Source organism: Myroides odoratimimus, from assembly GCF_004337635.1.
Lineage (GTDB): Bacteria > Bacteroidota > Bacteroidia > Flavobacteriales > Flavobacteriaceae > Flavobacterium > Flavobacterium odoratimimum.
Window position 1 is genome coordinate 2,841,157 of the sequence record NZ_CP037427.1, and the last position, 15,698, is coordinate 2,856,854.

The 15,698-nt window shown below is 34.5% G+C and carries 15 protein-coding genes; 12 read left to right on the top strand and 3 right to left on the bottom strand.

The window, feature by feature from the left end:
* Positions 1-161 precede the first annotated feature (161 nt).
* The gene (locus tag E0Z07_RS12820; protein WP_006263474.1) at positions 162-626 is read right to left on the bottom strand and encodes a type I restriction enzyme HsdR N-terminal domain-containing protein; all 465 of its coding nucleotides are present in this window, start codon (positions 624-626) and stop codon (positions 162-164) included.
* Between the two features lie 54 nt (positions 627-680).
* Here E0Z07_RS12820 and holA point away from each other — a divergent pair, with 54 nt between their 5' ends.
* The 9 genes from holA (at position 681) to E0Z07_RS12865 (ending at position 8,992) form a co-directional block, all read left to right on the top strand.
* A complete protein-coding gene (gene holA, locus E0Z07_RS12825; RefSeq protein WP_006261083.1) occupies positions 681-1,685 on the top strand; it encodes a DNA polymerase III subunit delta in 1,005 nt (334 codons plus the stop codon).
* 12 nt (positions 1,686-1,697) lie between these two features.
* Positions 1,698-1,886 carry a CAL67264 family membrane protein gene (locus E0Z07_RS12830; protein ID WP_006259008.1) on the top strand — a complete coding sequence of 63 codons (189 nt, stop codon included), beginning with the start codon at positions 1,698-1,700 and terminating at the stop codon, positions 1,884-1,886.
* Positions 1,887-3,417: 1,531 nt separating this feature from the next.
* Positions 3,418-4,260, top strand: a complete 843-nt coding sequence (locus E0Z07_RS12835; RefSeq protein ID WP_006265192.1) for a hypothetical protein — start codon at positions 3,418-3,420, stop codon at positions 4,258-4,260.
* Between the two features lies 1 nt (position 4,261).
* A complete protein-coding gene (locus E0Z07_RS12840; RefSeq protein WP_006265193.1) occupies positions 4,262-4,501 on the top strand; it encodes a hypothetical protein in 240 nt (79 codons plus the stop codon).
* A gap of 12 nt (positions 4,502-4,513) precedes the next feature.
* Positions 4,514-5,335, top strand: coding sequence for a hypothetical protein (locus tag E0Z07_RS12845; protein ID WP_006265194.1), 822 nt, complete (start codon positions 4,514-4,516; stop codon positions 5,333-5,335).
* A gap of 2 nt (positions 5,336-5,337) precedes the next feature.
* Positions 5,338-5,976, top strand: a complete 639-nt coding sequence (locus E0Z07_RS12850) for a hypothetical protein (protein ID WP_006265195.1) — start codon at positions 5,338-5,340, stop codon at positions 5,974-5,976.
* Positions 5,977-6,194: 218 nt separating this feature from the next.
* Positions 6,195-6,752 carry a hypothetical protein gene (locus E0Z07_RS12855; RefSeq protein WP_006265196.1) on the top strand — a complete coding sequence of 186 codons (558 nt, stop codon included), beginning with the start codon at positions 6,195-6,197 and terminating at the stop codon, positions 6,750-6,752.
* 333 nt (positions 6,753-7,085) lie between these two features.
* The gene (dinD, locus tag E0Z07_RS12860) at positions 7,086-7,943 is read left to right on the top strand and encodes a DNA damage-inducible protein D (RefSeq protein WP_006265197.1); all 858 of its coding nucleotides are present in this window, start codon (positions 7,086-7,088) and stop codon (positions 7,941-7,943) included.
* A 254-nt stretch (positions 7,944-8,197) separates the two neighbouring features.
* Positions 8,198-8,992 (top strand): YoaK family protein, encoded by a 795-nt coding sequence (locus tag E0Z07_RS12865; RefSeq protein ID WP_006259007.1) that lies wholly within the window; start codon positions 8,198-8,200, stop codon positions 8,990-8,992.
* Between the two features lie 142 nt (positions 8,993-9,134).
* Here the strand turns inward: E0Z07_RS12865 and E0Z07_RS12870 are convergent, their stop codons facing one another.
* Entirely contained in the window at positions 9,135-9,317 is a 183-nt protein-coding gene (locus E0Z07_RS12870) for a hypothetical protein (RefSeq protein ID WP_006261104.1), read from the bottom strand.
* Positions 9,318-9,714: 397 nt separating this feature from the next.
* Between E0Z07_RS12870 and ettA the strand changes: the two genes are divergently transcribed.
* Positions 9,715-11,403, top strand: a complete 1,689-nt coding sequence (ettA, locus tag E0Z07_RS12875) for an energy-dependent translational throttle protein EttA (RefSeq protein WP_006261105.1) — start codon at positions 9,715-9,717, stop codon at positions 11,401-11,403.
* A gap of 394 nt (positions 11,404-11,797) precedes the next feature.
* Positions 11,798-12,529, top strand: coding sequence for an MBL fold metallo-hydrolase (locus tag E0Z07_RS12880; RefSeq protein ID WP_006265198.1), 732 nt, complete (start codon positions 11,798-11,800; stop codon positions 12,527-12,529).
* A gap of 162 nt (positions 12,530-12,691) precedes the next feature.
* On the opposite strand, the gene gltS is transcribed toward E0Z07_RS12880, so the two are convergent.
* Positions 12,692-13,900, bottom strand: a complete 1,209-nt coding sequence (gene gltS, locus E0Z07_RS12885) for a sodium/glutamate symporter (protein ID WP_058699569.1) — start codon at positions 13,898-13,900, stop codon at positions 12,692-12,694.
* 243 nt (positions 13,901-14,143) lie between these two features.
* Here gltS and guaA point away from each other — a divergent pair, with 243 nt between their 5' ends.
* Positions 14,144-15,670 carry a glutamine-hydrolyzing GMP synthase gene (guaA, locus tag E0Z07_RS12890; protein WP_006261108.1) on the top strand — a complete coding sequence of 509 codons (1,527 nt, stop codon included), beginning with the start codon at positions 14,144-14,146 and terminating at the stop codon, positions 15,668-15,670.
* Positions 15,671-15,698: the final 28 nt, after the last annotated feature.

Sequence of the window (15,698 nt, forward strand, 5' to 3'; positions counted from 1 at the left end):
CTCTCGCTGCGCAAAGTCTCCCGACTTTGAGCTATTATAGTTTTGTAAGACTGTAAACTGTCAACCGTTCACTGTTAACTAATTCTTCCTTCCTAATTCCTCTCGCTGCGCAAAGTCTCCCGACTTTGAGCCGTTATAGTTTTGCAACACTGTTCTATTAACTAATCCTTCATTCCTAATTCCTCATTATAATTCGGCAATTCTCTTAAGAACACATATTTACTATTCTCATAATCCATTTGACAGTAGTAATGATTTAGCCCATTGGTGACATACAGATAGGTTGATCTTAATTGAAAATTATAACGAGCAATCTGATCAAATGTTGTTTGAGTAATTTTTATCTCAGGCGCTTTACACTCTATGAGCATAAAGATTTCACCATTAGGTCTAAAAATTACCACATCATATCGTTTGGTCATTCCATTAATTCTCACTACTTTCTCTACACTGATGAGGGAAAGAGGATAACCTTTAGTATAGATCAAATCATGTACTACATGCTGTCTTACCCATTCCTCAGGAGTAAGCTGAATAAACTTTTTACGGATAACATCAAAAATAGATAGCTTATTTTCACTATTTTTGAAACGAAAATCAAACGGTGGGAAATTCAGTCTTTGCATAAAGCAAAGATATTTTTTTTCTACTGGTATTGAGCAATATTTAAAACTAATATTTTGGATCAAGTAAAGGACATAATAAAGAATATAAAGGCAGGGAATGCTGCTCCTATATATTTTTTGATGGGGGAAGAACCGTATTATATTGATAAAATCTCTGAGTATATTGAAGATAATCTATTGACAGAAGAAGAGAAGGGATTTAATCAAATGGTATTATATGGGCGAGATGTCACTGTTCAAGACATTGTTTCTAATGCAAAGCGATTCCCTTTAATGGCAGAAAAGCAAGTTGTCATAGTTAAAGAAGCTCAAGAGTTAGCACGTTCTATAGACCAATTAGAATCTTATGCTGCACAAGTACAACCTTCTACCGTATTAGTATTCTGCTATAAGTACAAAACATTAGACAAAAGAAAGAAGATTTACAAGGCGATAGAGAAGTCTGGTATCATATTTGAAAGTAAGAAGTTAAAAGAGTATCAGATAGAAGCTTGGCTTAAGAAATTACTTACTGCAAAAGGGTATAGTATAGATCCTAAAGCTTCTGCAATGTTAGTAGAGTTCTTAGGAACAGATTTGTCTAAAATAGCAAATGAGATAGATAAATTGGCTTTAATTGTACCAAAAGGAGTACAAATCACAGCAGAAGTAGTAGAAAAGAACATCGGAATAAGTAAAGATTTTAATAATTTTGAATTGATTAAAGCTATTGTAGACCGCAATCAGCTCAAAGCGTATAAAATTGCAAATTACTTTGCACAGAATCCAAAGAATAACCCAATCGTATTGACAATGGGGCTTGTTTATTCTTATTTTTCTAAACTTTTGTTATACCACGGGTTGAAAGATAAATCACCATCTAACGTGATGAAACAATTAAAAGTGAGTCAATACGCAATAAAAGACTACGAAACGGGTTTTAGAATTTATAAGATGAAGCAAGTTAGTAGTATCATTGCACATCTAAAGGATGTAGACCTTAAAAGTAAGGGAGTAGGAGCTCAGGCGATGCCACAAGGAGAACTGCTTAAGGAGATGTTAATCAAAATATTTAATTAAAATAAATAAATAATGCCGAACAATTTAAACAAGAATAAGATTCTAGGATATGCTACGTTGATTATGATTATGATGGGTATCTTATTAATCTGTCTAGGAGCATTTAAATATTCCGAAATCGCAGGGTGGGGATTCACAGCTGTAGGAATCGGTTTCTTTGCAATAGCATGGGTTTTTAACGCTTTAAAAGGAAGAGTATAAGTTTAAAAAAGAAGAGGAGAGCATTGCTCTCCTCTTCTTTTTTAAACAATTAAGAATTAGGAATTAAAAATTAAGAATGTTTGGCTTCGCCATGAGGTATGTATATACGTCCTATCGGTATACATATCATGCAATCGCTACGTTCGTGTTATCGCGGATTTAAAGTTTTAATCCGTGAGATATAACGATTTAATATGTCTTCTTGAGTGTAACGAAAGATCCCATCTCCCTTAGTGAATTACGAATTTCAAATTAATAATTACGAATTTTAGTCCTTCGGACTTTAGGTACGTATATCACGCAATCACTACGTTCGCGTTATCGTGGATTTTTAATTCGTGATATATATGTTCAGTATGTCTTCTTGAGTGCAACGAAAGATCCCATCCTCCTTAGGGAATTACGAATTTCAAATTAATAATTACGAATCTTAGCCTTTCAGGCTTTAGGTACGTATATCAGGCAATCACTACGTTCTCGTTCTCGCGGATTTTTAATCCGTGATATATCACCGTTCAGTATATCCATTTAACTCCAATTAAAAAATCTATCAACTCTTATCAAAAAAAACACTTTCTTTTTTTCAAAAAAGCATCTATTTATCATCAAAAAATCTTATTTATCCCCTAAAATCCCCTTCTTTTTACCGCATTTTCTTCCAATTTCAGTGAATTAAGGCTTGAAAAGCAAAAAAGTGTATACTTTTTTTTAAACCTGTTTTTACTTAACTAATTGATAATTAGATGCTTGTTTTGAAATGAGGTGTTGTTGTACTCAGTAGTATATAGCTCTTAACCCTAGTAAAATCGGGGCTTCTTCTGAGATCCTTGGACAGTTGTAGGACAATACTAGGACTTTAGTGGGCTAAATGAGGCTTTTGTCGAAGGATGCTCCTTTTGTACTCTGGGTATTCTTCTTGTATGTAGTGTGAAGGTGGGGTGGTGGTGAATATAGCTATCAAAATAAGGATATAGGGAGGGAGCTTCTGATGAATTGTTGTTCCCAAAAGAACATATCATAAGAGTTGTAAAAGATGCCTTTGTAATTAAGGATAAAGTGCTGATGCTACAACAGTTAATAAATAACCCAATTAAGACTAATAAATTAGAAATGAGTTTAGATATACACCCTTCAATATTATACAGAGTTCATTTATATTGTTATGTGAAGAGTCAATAGAGTTGATATTAGAATGTATAGATCAATGCGTCATGTATACCACGTTCGTCACATCAGTAGAGACGGAATACTTCCGTCTAACACACAGCTAGACCCCAATGGATAGAAAGTCCTTATTCAAGGAGTTAATGCTTAAACTTGCCATACAATGTATAATATGCTGTGTTCTGTGTTTAAAGCCGTCCACTGAATCCACAATACATATCATGCTGACGATAGGAGGGATTTCATTCCATTGGTGTGTAGATATTTATGAGATACTGTAGTTTACTCAATTAATTGGATTATTTACGGAATTCCATAAAGAGTATTGTGAGAGAATGATTAATTTAGAAAATTAAATTAGAAGAGAATGTCAAGAGATAAAGATGAATCAGTATTTAGTAAAGTCAGTGGTTTCTTTGGGAATAAAGAAAAAAAAGAAGAAGTATTTGAAGCAAAAGTAGATAAAGAAGGAATTTTCGAAGGTATTAAAAATATATTTTTTGGTGAGAAAAAAGAAGAGATAATAGACATTGAAGCTTTTGAGGTAGTAGCTTCTGATATGGAAATTATCATTACCGAAAGATCAATAAATACTGAGGGAAAACTGATCGAATTAAAAAGTACTGGTACAGTAGAGAATTTAGAAGAGAAAGGACTTTTAGACAAGCTCTCTGATACTGCAAGTGTAACTGTGGGCGCAGTGCGTGATACGGTAAGTATTGCAGTCTCTACGGTAGTTAATACAGCATCTGAATCGTGGGACTTTACTACAGAAAAGTTAGGTGTAGCTAAGCAAGCGACAATAGAGTTCTCTTCTTCTACAGCTGACTCATTAGTGCACTTCACAAAAGAGGTAGGGCGTAGATATGATGAGATAGAGATAAGCCCAAAGTTCTATTCGTTGATTAATACGATGGACTTAGTATTAGTTATAAGTAGCTTACAGTTACTAGTTGAAAAACAACGCAAAGGGAGTAAGGAATTTATAGCGTTATCTGCTGTAATTGGCTTGTTAATCTTGTTAGAGCGTTCTAAAGAAGGAATGAAAAAAGAGATGGGGTTCGTAGAAGTTAATGAAGAGTTAAGTCATGACTTATCCTCTCTACTAAAATCAGTTACGTTTAAAGATATGGTCGAGACCGCAGAACCTATTCTGTTGATTATCCCTAATGGGAATTATATATTGTTGATTTTAAAATTGTTTGTATAGTATGGGGATATTGTCAGTTTTATCCTTTTTGTTTAGTACAGATCCAAAGAAGGAAATAGAAGAGTGTAAAAAAAGAATAGAGAATTTTGAGTCTATTAAAAGGACAGTAAGAGCTAATGTGAAAAATAAGAAACAAAAGCATTATCACGATCATGCGAGAGAAAGAATTAAGACATTAGATTATCAGATCTCGAAAGAAAGGGAGAAAATAGCAGCTTATAGAAAGAAGGTAAAGAAGTAAAAAGCAAAGAAAATGGCTATATTTAAAGGGAGTTTTATAGAGTTTGAAAAATATGTAGGTCCTACTACTAATAAGATTATCACAAGATTAGGAAAGGAACTTAAAAAGACACAAAAGAGTTGTCAAAATCATCAGTTAGGAGGAGAGTACTGTGGAGTATGGAAAAGGTTAGATGCGGCTCATTTCTCTAGTAAGGGAAGAGATCGAAAAAGTATTATTAAGGTTCTATTAGACTCTAATTTTAAGATAGATGATGATTTATATGAAATAGACTTAGATAAGTTTGTGTCTGTTTTTGAGGATGAACACAGAATGGGTGAGCTTGATAGTAATTTGATTATGCTGTGTCGTCAGCATCATGTTGCCTACGATTTACCTTATAAGGGAAAAAGCTTTGGTGGTGATTATGAGGTGGTGGAGATAGCTGAAAATGATAGTATAACACCTTTGTTATTGAATAAAGATATTAGTGAACATAAGACACAGTTGGTTAAGAATGCAATATTAGAGGCAGTGAGACATTTAGCTATTAATAGTAAAAACTGCTCCTATGCTAAGTTTACAAATATGAAGTGGCAGTTTGATATCAAAGAAGAGAAGTTAACTCAAGACTTGTATTTTATATTTTATACCCCAAGAGACTATTCCTTTGATATAGCTAAGTTAACTCAACAAGAAATAGAGAGAATAACAAGTGATCTAAAACAAAAAGAATATGATGATCGAAAAGTAGAAAAGTCTTTTGTTTTTCTCTTTGATGGAGAGTATTATATTGAAAAAAACACAAATTGTAAGATGGAAATAATATATAGTAATCACTTTGAAATATCTTAGCTATGAATACATATTTTAAACAACTAGAATCGATACTTACCTCTAATGAGTTTAGAGATAGATTAGAACAAGTAAATGATAACTTTCCTAATCTGAAGCAAGAACATTTGATAAGAGATGTGATCTTATCTATGTATAATCAACAGAATACTCCTAGTTATAGAGCTTTCTCAGAGCATCCCCGTAGGTGGGAGTTAAGCTATGAGACTAAAGCTAAAAAGAAGATAGGCCGAGTGGACTTGTCTTTTAATAAAGCTGGGGAATTAGATGGTGCATATAAGATAGAACTCAAGTTCTTCTTTACTAAAGATATTAAGAATGGTCGTGATAGTTCTGTAGAAAAAAACTTCATAAAAAAAGAATGTGATTTGTTGATGATTATTGTTCAGGAGTTCTTAGATGTAGAGGCAAAAGTGGCTTATGATCAAACATGGGGAATAGATACCAATCTGTTAAGGTATCAATTAGGAGCAAACGCACGTGAAAAGCAAATATTCTTAAAGAGTAAGGCAAAGTTTAAATCTTTAGAGGAACAGTTTGAGTGTGTTGAGAATGGGCAGATGCACGATATGATAGTAGTAGAGGTTCGTAAACCTTATAAAACGAGATATACATTCTGCTTTTTAGAGCGAGTTAAATAGAAAAAGATATGAAGGAAAGTAATCAGTTGACTGCTTTTTTGAGTAGGTCAAGATAAGAATGTTTGTATTAAATTATTCTGACTATAGGGGTTATCTTATGAAGATTGAACTTGAGAAAAAGAAGAGATCTGATTTGCTTATTCATTATTAGATTAAAAGACTATTGTTTAATCTATGCACCACTTCTTTTAATAATATTAGCCTATATACTATAGAATATGAATGATAATAACTTGAAAACGTATAAAACCGAAGAAATCTCTTTTGAAATAATTAAAGAAGCTGATAAAGCATATAATTATCAAGGTAAATTAACTCCTATTTTAGATCAGTTAGAAGGAGATTTTAATCAAAATACAATAGACCAAATTGTACTTTGGAAAGTAAATCGATATGCTGAGGTTGATGATTCTAGGATGAAGGTGCTTAATCAGATTGATAAAAATAGTTTGGAACTAGATGTGGATTTGACAAGAGAGGTTTTAGAATCTTTATTAGCTTGTACAGGTATTCAGTTAGCTATGGCATCCACTATTTTACGTTTTAAAAATCCACATGTATATCAGATTCTAGATCAGCGTGTATTTCGTTTTATTTATGGAATTAGCCTACAAGAAGAATTAAGAAGAGAGAAAGATCAAGTAAAGGTATATCTTGATTATTTAGTTAAATTAAAAGAGGTGTGTAATGAGTTGTCTATTGTTTTTGAAGATTCAGATCGAGTGCTTTATGAACTTGATAAAAAGTATAATAAACATATTAAATTGAAGTATTAGTTTGTCTTCTAAGATAATGAATTAATACACTTTTATAGGTGTGTATGTTTGAAATTCTTAATTAATAATAAAATAAGGCAAAGTCAGGAGACTAGTGCGTAGCTATTTATGATCACGGATTCGGAAATCCACGATAACAGAATTCTGTGATAACGAGCTTAAATAATTGTATAAAAAGTATCCGCATTATATTAAAAAAAATGTAACTTACGGTTGTTATATTGCAGATTAATAGATGATTAATTGAGAGTGATGCTCTTTATTTAAGGACTGTCTAACTAGTGTGTTATAACAGAGAATTAAGGTTAATCCACTAAAAATAAAAATACAATTATGGGGAGTGATATGCAAAATATAAACGAGAGCTTGTTTGAGCAAATTAGGCAGATTGACGAAGCTGGCAATGAATATTGGAGTGCACGGCAGTTTGCTAAAGTTATTGAATATGTTGATTTCAGAAACTTTGAACGTGTATTAAATAAAGCAAAACAAGCTTGTGAGAATAGTGGATACGCTGTAGCAGACCATATCGTTGACTTCAACGAGATGGTTTCTATAGGATCAGGAGCAGTAAGAGAAATGCCAAGTTATAAGTTATCTCGTTACGCTTGTTATCTTGTGGTTCAAAATGCAGATCCTTCCAAAGAAATTGTTGCACAAGGACAGACGTATTTTGCAGTTCAGACGCGTATACAAGAAATACGCCAGATGGATGAATATGCTAATTTGTCCACTGAGGATGAACGACGTTTGTTCTTGAGAAATGAGTTAGCAAAACACAATACCCAACTTGCTGCTGCAGCAAAAGATGCAGGAGTGATTAAGCCAATAGATTATGCTATTTTTCAAAACCACGGATATAAAGGTTTATACGGAGGTTTAGATGCTAAAGCTATCCATAAAAAAAAAGGATTAAGTAAGAGTCAACAGATATTAGATCATATGGGCAGTACGGAGTTAGCGGCTAATTTGTTCCGTGCAACACAGACTGAGGATAAACTGCGCAGAGAGGATATTCAAGGTAAAGCAAAAGCGAATGAAACACATTATGAGGTAGGAGCCAAGGTGAGAAAGACAATTGAAGAATTAGGAGGTATGATGCCAGAAGATTTGCCTACTGTAGAGAGTGTGAAGAAAATAGAGAAACAACAAACTAAGATGTTAAATAAGAAGAAGGATAATGATGAATAAAGTAGGAAACTTATTATCATGCACTTTTAATTATCTATCTTCTTTAAGGTGTTAAATTCCGATTTACAATTACGGATTCGGAAACCCTCAACAACTATAAAACGCAAAGTCGGGAGACTATTGCGTAGCTGTTTGCAATCACAGATTCAGAAATCCGAGACAACTCAATAAATCCTCTTACCACACACCCATATATTTGTAATTCTCTTTAAATTTGTTATATTATAGTTTGAGGAGGAGTAATTTATAAGTTTATGTTATCACACAGAGGTAAGGAGAGAAGTTTTATGCAGAACCTGCGTTTAGCAGTGTTGTTATCATTTGTAGGAGGCGTGGTGAATGTAAGTGGTTTTTTGGCTTTAAAGCTGATGACAACCAATGTGACTGGGTATTTATCTAATTTTGCTCAGGAGGTACTTACCTTTAATAAACAAGCTATTTTGAAGTCAGTGTTGTTATTGGTTTCGTTCTTTTTAGGATCTTTTACTTCTCACGTGATCTTACAGTTGCAGAAGTTGATTTGGAATAAGGTGTATTTTACAGTGCCCTTGATACTAGAGGCTATCTTATTAGGAGGAGTGGCTTATCTCGAAGGAGATATATTGTTTCAATATCCGATGAAGATAGCCTACGTACTGTTATTTGCGATGGGATTACAGAATTCTCTTGTTACTTTTATTTCTAAGGCGGTAGTGAGAACTACGCATATTACGGGGATAGTTACCGATCTAGGGATAGAGACAGCGAGGTTATTGTTTAATCTAACAAGAGTCAACCTTCGCAATCTTTTGCTTTCTCATATAGGACTTAAACTTGCCATTGTCTTTTCGTTTGGGGTAGGAGGGATTACCGCAGCATTTTGCTTTGAGTACCTTCATTTGCGTACCTTATACATTGGTGTAGTAGTTATTCTATTTACTACCGTTTATGACTATTTAGTAGTTAAAATGATGAGGGTATTAGAGGAAGGAAAACAGATAGTGGACTGGAGTAAGAAAGTAGTGACTAAGGACTATAAAGTTTACCATATCTTAAGAAGGAAGAAGTAGGCTATGTGGTTTTAAATATAGCAATCACTTTAAAGTAGAGATAAAGCATCTCGTCCTTCGGACACCCCTCCAAAGTAAGGGAATAAAAAAATCTTGTAATTAAATCTCTCACATTAGAGTTAATTACAAGATTCTGTCGACCTTAGATTCCAATATGCAATTCGTATTCATCGTCTGCTTTCTCTTCGAAATCATAAATAGAATTTGCTGGTGAAATTGCGTTGCATGTTGAGCAAACGTAAGCATCTATTGATGGGTCGTAATAGTGATTTTCGTGATTGTTTTCACAAGTTTCACTTTTTGCAAAAAGTAAATTTTCTGTCATATATGTGAGTTTTTTAAAGTTGTCTCTAAGATAGTATTTAAAAGTATAGAAAACAAATAATTATAGGCTTAAATGTTTGTTTTTATTGTTAATATTTTCTAAACATTGTATTTTTGTGTGCAGTTTAGGTTTAATCGATGTGAAATGATGAATTTTTTAGAGATAAGAGGTTTTATAGAAATATTTTTCTATAAGATTCAGTAGTCTAAAAAGGTCTTATGAGGTAAATAGAAATTCAGGTAGAGACCATAATGATATAAGATCAAATAGCCTATCAAGACAAAATCAAAAAAATGTAGAACACATTTCCTAATCTCCTTAATTAATACTATTTTTGGCTAATATGCTATAGAACGCTTATAGCTTAGTAATCAATAAATTCAATATATTTTACTTTATGTCAGACGATAAAAAGGTAATTTTTTCGATGTCAAAAGTGAGTAAAACTTACTCATCGACAAATAAGACTGTATTAAAAGATATTTATTTAAGCTTTTTTTACGGGGCTAAAATTGGTATTTTAGGTCTAAATGGTTCTGGTAAATCTTCTTTATTAAAGATTATTGCTGGGGTTGATAAAAACTATCAAGGTGATGTGGTGTTTGCACCAGGATACACTGTAGGGTATTTAGAACAAGAACCTCAATTAGATGAAACAAAGACTGTTATCGAAATCGTTAAAGAAGGAGCTGCTGAAACGGTAGCAATCTTAGATGAATTCAATCAGATAAATGATATGTTTGGTTTGCCAGAAGTGTATGAAGATGCAGATAAAATGCAGAAACTGATGGATAGACAAGCTGAGCTACAAGATAAAATAGATGCTGTAGGAGGATGGGAGCTAGATACAAAACTAGCTATCGCTATGGATGCTTTGCGTACGCCAGAGCCTGATACTCCTATCAATATTCTTTCTGGAGGAGAGCGTCGTAGAGTTGCTTTATGTCGTCTATTATTACAAAATCCAGATGTATTATTATTAGATGAGCCTACTAACCACTTAGATGCAGAATCTGTACACTGGTTAGAGCAACACTTACAACAATATTCAGGAACAGTAATTGCTGTAACGCACGACCGTTATTTCTTAGATAACGTAGCAGGATGGATCTTAGAGCTAGACAGAGGAGAAGGTATTCCATGGAAAGGGAACTATTCTTCTTGGTTAGATCAAAAGTCTACAAGATTAGCTCAAGAGGAGAAGGTAGCTTCTAAACGTCGTAAGAACTTAGAGCGTGAGTTAGATTGGGTACGTCAAGGTGCTAAAGGTCGTCAAACAAAACAAAAAGCAAGGTTACAGAACTACGATAAATTATTAAACGAGGATCAAAAAGTTCTAGAAGAAAAATTAGAGATTTATATCCCTAATGGACCACGTCTTGGAACAAATGTGATTGAAGCAAAAGGTGTAGCGAAGGCTTTCGGAGATAAATTGTTATATGATGATTTAAACTTTACTTTGCCACAAGCTGGTATTGTAGGTATTATCGGGCCTAATGGTGCTGGTAAGTCTACTATCTTCCGCATGATCATGGGAGAACAACAGCCTGATGCGGGTACATTTGCTATCGGAGATACGGTTAAGATTGCTTATGTGGATCAAGCACACTCTAATATAGACCCAGAGAAATCAATTTGGGAAAACTTCTGTGATGGTCAAGAGTTGATCATGATGGGTGGTCGTCAAGTGAATTCTCGTGCTTATTTGAGTAGATTTAACTTCGGTGGTTCTGAACAAAATAAAAAGGTATCAACGCTTTCTGGAGGTGAGCGTAACCGTCTTCACCTAGCAATGACATTAAGAGAAGAAGGAAACGTATTGCTACTGGATGAGCCTACGAATGACTTGGATGTAAATACACTACGTGCATTAGAGGAAGGTCTTGAGAACTTTGCTGGATGTGCAGTGGTTATTTCCCATGACCGTTGGTTCCTAGACCGTATCTGTACGCATATCTTGGCTTTTGAAGGTGATTCTCAAGTTTATTTCTTTGAGGGTTCTTTCTCAGACTATGAAGAGAATCGTAAGAAACGTTTAGGGGATGTAGCTCCAACTCGTTTGAAATATAAAAAATTAGTTCGCTAATTAAAATAGTAAAGGCCTAATTAGTTTTCTAGTTAGGCTTTTTTTGTGATGTCGTGCGCTCCGTTTCACTTCGCTTACTACGGAGGCGCTGCGCTAGGGAGGCGTGCACTCCGCTTCACTTCGTTTACTAGGGAGGCGCTGCGCTAGGAAATAGGGAACAGGGTTACTCAAAGTCGGGAGACTTTGCGCAGCGAGGTTACATGTCACGGATTGCAAATCCGCGCCAACCGTAGGGTCGCTACGCTAGGGAGTCGTGCGCTCCGTTTCACTTCGCTTACTACGGAGGCGCTGCGCTAGGGAACAGGTGAGACATCATGTTTTCACGATTTTACAAAAAAAACAGTTTCACGGTTTCACAAAAGACGATTTCACAAAAAAACAAAAAATAAAAACAATGAATATAGAGATATTACATATAAATGCTCAATCTGCAGAGGGACAGCCAACTGTTTTTAATCCTGTAGTAGTTGGATTTGCAGACGGAACCTCTTATTTAATAGATTGTGGTTTTACTTATAATTTTCAAGAGTTTAAACAAGAGTTAATGCATCTAGGACTAATGGTAGCTGACTTGAAAGGAATTATTATTTCTCATGATGATATTGATCATTTAGAAGGATTGCATAAATTTAAAGAGGAATATGTTTCTTTAGAGGTTATCAGTAGTGCTATAGAGTCTGACTCTGTTTCTGGTCGAGTAGAGTCTGAACGTCTTATACAAGTTAAAGAGAGTCTTACTCATATCCCTGAGGAGATGAAAGGAGGGGTAAATGACTTCATTAAACAGCTTGAGGGTATCAAACGTTTTGAGGTTACTCAAACTTTAGAGGATGGACAGTTCTTTAAAGATACATTACAGGTTATAGCTACGCCAGGGCATACGAAAGGACATATTTCATTCTTTGATACAGAGAGTAAGACATTAATTGCGGCAGATGCGATAGTGGTAGAGGAGGGTGAGTTTAATATCGCTAATCCTCAGTTTACTCTGGATATGGAGGCTGCTTTAGCTTCTGTTGAGAAGATTAAGAACCTAAAACCTAATCGTGTAATTTGCTATCACGGTGGTGTGGTTGAAGAGGGGATAGAGGAAAAATTAGATCGATTAATCAAGAGGTATTGTTAGTTTACAGTTTATAAATCCGCGACAACTTTAGGGACGTATTACCATATGCCCACGATTACAAATTCGTGTGAAAGGTTTGATTACCAAATAATATCAACAGAAAAGGCTACTTAAATCTAGTTTAAGTAGCCTTTTTTTATATGTAATTTTGTGTCTCGTTTTCTATAAAAATGTAACAAATACATTTAAGATTAATGCATTCAGGATGTCTATGAAGAATGCTCCTACCATAGGAATAATAAGGAATGCTTTAGGTGATGGGCCAAAACGGCTTGTTACAGCTTGGATATTTGCTACAGCTGTTGCTGTTGCTCCTAATCCAAATCCACAGTGCCCTGCACTTAATACGATAGCATCGTACTCTTTGCCCATAGCTCTGTAGGTAATAAAGTAAGCAAAGAATAACATCATCGTAACTTGTATTAATAGAATTAGTAGGATAGGTAATGCTAAGTCTGTTACAGTCCATATTTTTAAAGACATTAAGGCACAAGCTAAGAAAATAGATAGTCCGGCATTTCCTAAAATTTCTATTGATTCGTCATGCATTTTTACTTTAAAAAGGTGAGGTAATACATTTCTAATTACGACTCCGATGAATAAACACCATACAAATGTAGGTAGTTTAAAAGCGTATTGGGTATTCCACTCAGCTAGATATTGTCCTACAACTAAACAGATTGAAAGAAAAGTAATTGTAAGCATAATGCTTTTATAGTTTACTTTCTTATCTGTTACTACAGAAGGAACAGAGATTTCATGAGTCTCATCGTTCTGTTGTATTTGTTCAGGAGATAGTTCTTTAAAGTTGTTTTTGCGCAATAATTTGTATGCTAATGGTCCACCGATTGTACCTCCTAAGATTAGTCCAAAAGTAGCACATGCCATACCGATATCTTTAGCTCCTATAAGTGGGGTTGCACTAGCCATAAAGGTATCTGCCCACCCACCTGCTGTTCCATGCCCACCCGTTAGTGAGATAGATCCTGCGATTAGTCCAAATCTAGGGTCTAGTTCTAATAAGTAAGCTAAAGTCACTCCTAAGAAGTTCTGACAGATAATAAATACTGTTGCTATAACTAGGAATATGATTAATCCTTTTCCTCCTTTAATAAGTGATCTAAAATCAGCATTAAGACCGATAGAGGAAAAGAAGATAAACATCATTCCTTGTTGGATATTTTCGTCAATAGTAAATTCTTTGCCAGTAACGGAATAGGCAATCCAAGAAAACATAGCAACAATAAAACCACCTACAACAGGTTCGGGGATATTAAATTTTTGAAAAAAGTTTACTTTTTGAACTACGAAGTGTCCTAATAATAACACAAAGCAGGCAAGCATTAACGTTTCATAAATTCCAAAATCCATATAAGTTTGTTCTATTAAAGGTGAAAAAATAATGGTCTAAAGGCAGACCTTCGTTCGCAAATATAAATAAACTAGGGTGGAGTAACCTAAAAAACTTCTTTTTATTCTTGTTTAAATGATGTTTTTAATTGTTAACTAGTTTGTTTTGTACTGGTTACTAGGCTTGGGTGTAGAGGTAAATAAGAAATAGAAAGAAATTCTAAAAACTTTTTTGAGATACGTAGAATATAACTATTTTTGCGCATGCAACACAATGTACTTATTTTAGATTTTGGATCGCAATACACACAGTTGATTGCGAGAAGGGTTCGCGAGTTAAATATATTCTGCGAAATCTTACCTTATAATGATATGCCTAAGGATTTGACAGAATATAAAGCTGTTATTTTATCAGGTAGTCCTTATTCAGTTCGCTCAGAAGAAGCGTTACACCCAGATTTGTCGAATATCAAAGGAAAAATGCCTCTATTAGCAGTATGCTACGGTGCTCAGTACTTAGCTCATTTCTTCGGAGGAGAAGTAGCACCATCTGATACACGTGAGTATGGTAGAGCGAATTTAGACTTTATAGCAGAGGATGCTTTCTTTAAAGATATTCCTCATAATAGTCAAGTATGGATGAGTCACAGTGATACTATTAAACAATTACCTACTAATGGGGTGTTGTTAGCTAGTACTAAAGATGTGAAAAACGCTGCTTATAAAGTAGAAGGAGAACAAACTTATGCTATCCAGTTTCACCCAGAGGTTTACCATTCTACAGATGGAGCACAGCTGTTGAAAAACTTCTTAGTAGATATCGCTGGTGTTAGTCAAGATTTTACTCCAAATGCTTTTGTTGAAGAGACAATAACAGATTTAAGAAATAAAATTGGATCAGAGAAAGTTGTTTTGGCTTTATCTGGAGGGGTAGATTCTACAGTAGCTGCTGTGTTATTACACAAAGCAATTGGAGAGAATTTACACTGTATCTTTGTAAATAATGGATTATTACGTAAAAACGAGTTCCAAAATGTATTAAATCAATACAATGGAATGGGGTTAAACGTAAAAGGAGTAGATGCTACTGATCGTTTTATGGAAGCTCTAGCAGGTCTAGAAGATCCAGAGCAAAAACGTAAAGCTATTGGTAAGTCTTTTATCGATGTATTTGATGATGAATCTAAATTAATCGAAGATGCTACTTTCTTAGGTCAAGGTACTATATATCCTGACGTAATCGAGTCTATCTCTGTAAAAGGGCCATCAGCTACTATTAAATCTCACCATAACGTAGGAGGTTTACCTGACTTTATGAAATTAAAAGTAGTAGAGCCTTTGCGTATGTTGTTTAAAGATGAGGTACGTAGAGTAGGAGCTTCTTTAGGTATAGACCCTGAGTTATTAGGAAGACATCCTTTCCCAGGACCAGGTCTTGCAATTAGAATCTTAGGAGATATCACTCAAGAGAAAGTAAGATTATTACAAGAAGTAGATGCTATCTTTATAGAAGGACTTAGAGAACATGGTCTTTATAACTCTGTATGGCAAGCAGGAGCAATCCTTCTACCTGTAAATAGTGTAGGTGTAATGGGGGATGAGCGTACTTACGAAAAAGTAGTAGCACTAAGAGCAGTTGCTTCTACAGATGGTATGACTGCAGACTGGGTACACTTACCTTATGAGTTCTTAATGGAGATTTCAAATAAAATAATTAACCGCGTAAAAGGTGTAAACAGAGTGGTTTACGATATTAGTTCTAAACCGCCTGCAACAATTGAGTGGGAATAATTTAAATAATTCAATAAGTCGCTGTAAC

Excerpts from the sequence above, each read along its gene's own strand:
- E0Z07_RS12820 (WP_006263474.1), bottom strand. The coding sequence starts at position 626 with ATGCAAAGACTGAATTTCCCACCGTTTGATTTTCGTTTCAAAAATAGT.
- E0Z07_RS12830 (WP_006259008.1), top strand. The coding sequence starts at position 1,698 with ATGCCGAACAATTTAAACAAGAATAAGATTCTAGGATATGCTACGTTG.
- E0Z07_RS12835 (WP_006265192.1), top strand. The coding sequence starts at position 3,418 with ATGTCAAGAGATAAAGATGAATCAGTATTTAGTAAAGTCAGTGGTTTC.
- E0Z07_RS12840 (WP_006265193.1), top strand. The coding sequence starts at position 4,262 with ATGGGGATATTGTCAGTTTTATCCTTTTTGTTTAGTACAGATCCAAAG.
- E0Z07_RS12845 (WP_006265194.1), top strand. The coding sequence starts at position 4,514 with ATGGCTATATTTAAAGGGAGTTTTATAGAGTTTGAAAAATATGTAGGT.
- E0Z07_RS12850 (WP_006265195.1), top strand. The coding sequence starts at position 5,338 with ATGAATACATATTTTAAACAACTAGAATCGATACTTACCTCTAATGAG.
- E0Z07_RS12855 (WP_006265196.1), top strand. The coding sequence starts at position 6,195 with ATGAATGATAATAACTTGAAAACGTATAAAACCGAAGAAATCTCTTTT.
- dinD (WP_006265197.1), top strand. The coding sequence starts at position 7,086 with ATGGGGAGTGATATGCAAAATATAAACGAGAGCTTGTTTGAGCAAATT.
- E0Z07_RS12865 (WP_006259007.1), top strand. The coding sequence starts at position 8,198 with ATGTTATCACACAGAGGTAAGGAGAGAAGTTTTATGCAGAACCTGCGT.
- E0Z07_RS12870 (WP_006261104.1), bottom strand. The coding sequence starts at position 9,317 with ATGACAGAAAATTTACTTTTTGCAAAAAGTGAAACTTGTGAAAACAAT.
- ettA (WP_006261105.1), top strand. The coding sequence starts at position 9,715 with ATGTCAGACGATAAAAAGGTAATTTTTTCGATGTCAAAAGTGAGTAAA.
- E0Z07_RS12880 (WP_006265198.1), top strand. The coding sequence starts at position 11,798 with ATGAATATAGAGATATTACATATAAATGCTCAATCTGCAGAGGGACAG.
- gltS (WP_058699569.1), bottom strand. The coding sequence starts at position 13,900 with ATGGATTTTGGAATTTATGAAACGTTAATGCTTGCCTGCTTTGTGTTA.
- guaA (WP_006261108.1), top strand. The coding sequence starts at position 14,144 with ATGCAACACAATGTACTTATTTTAGATTTTGGATCGCAATACACACAG.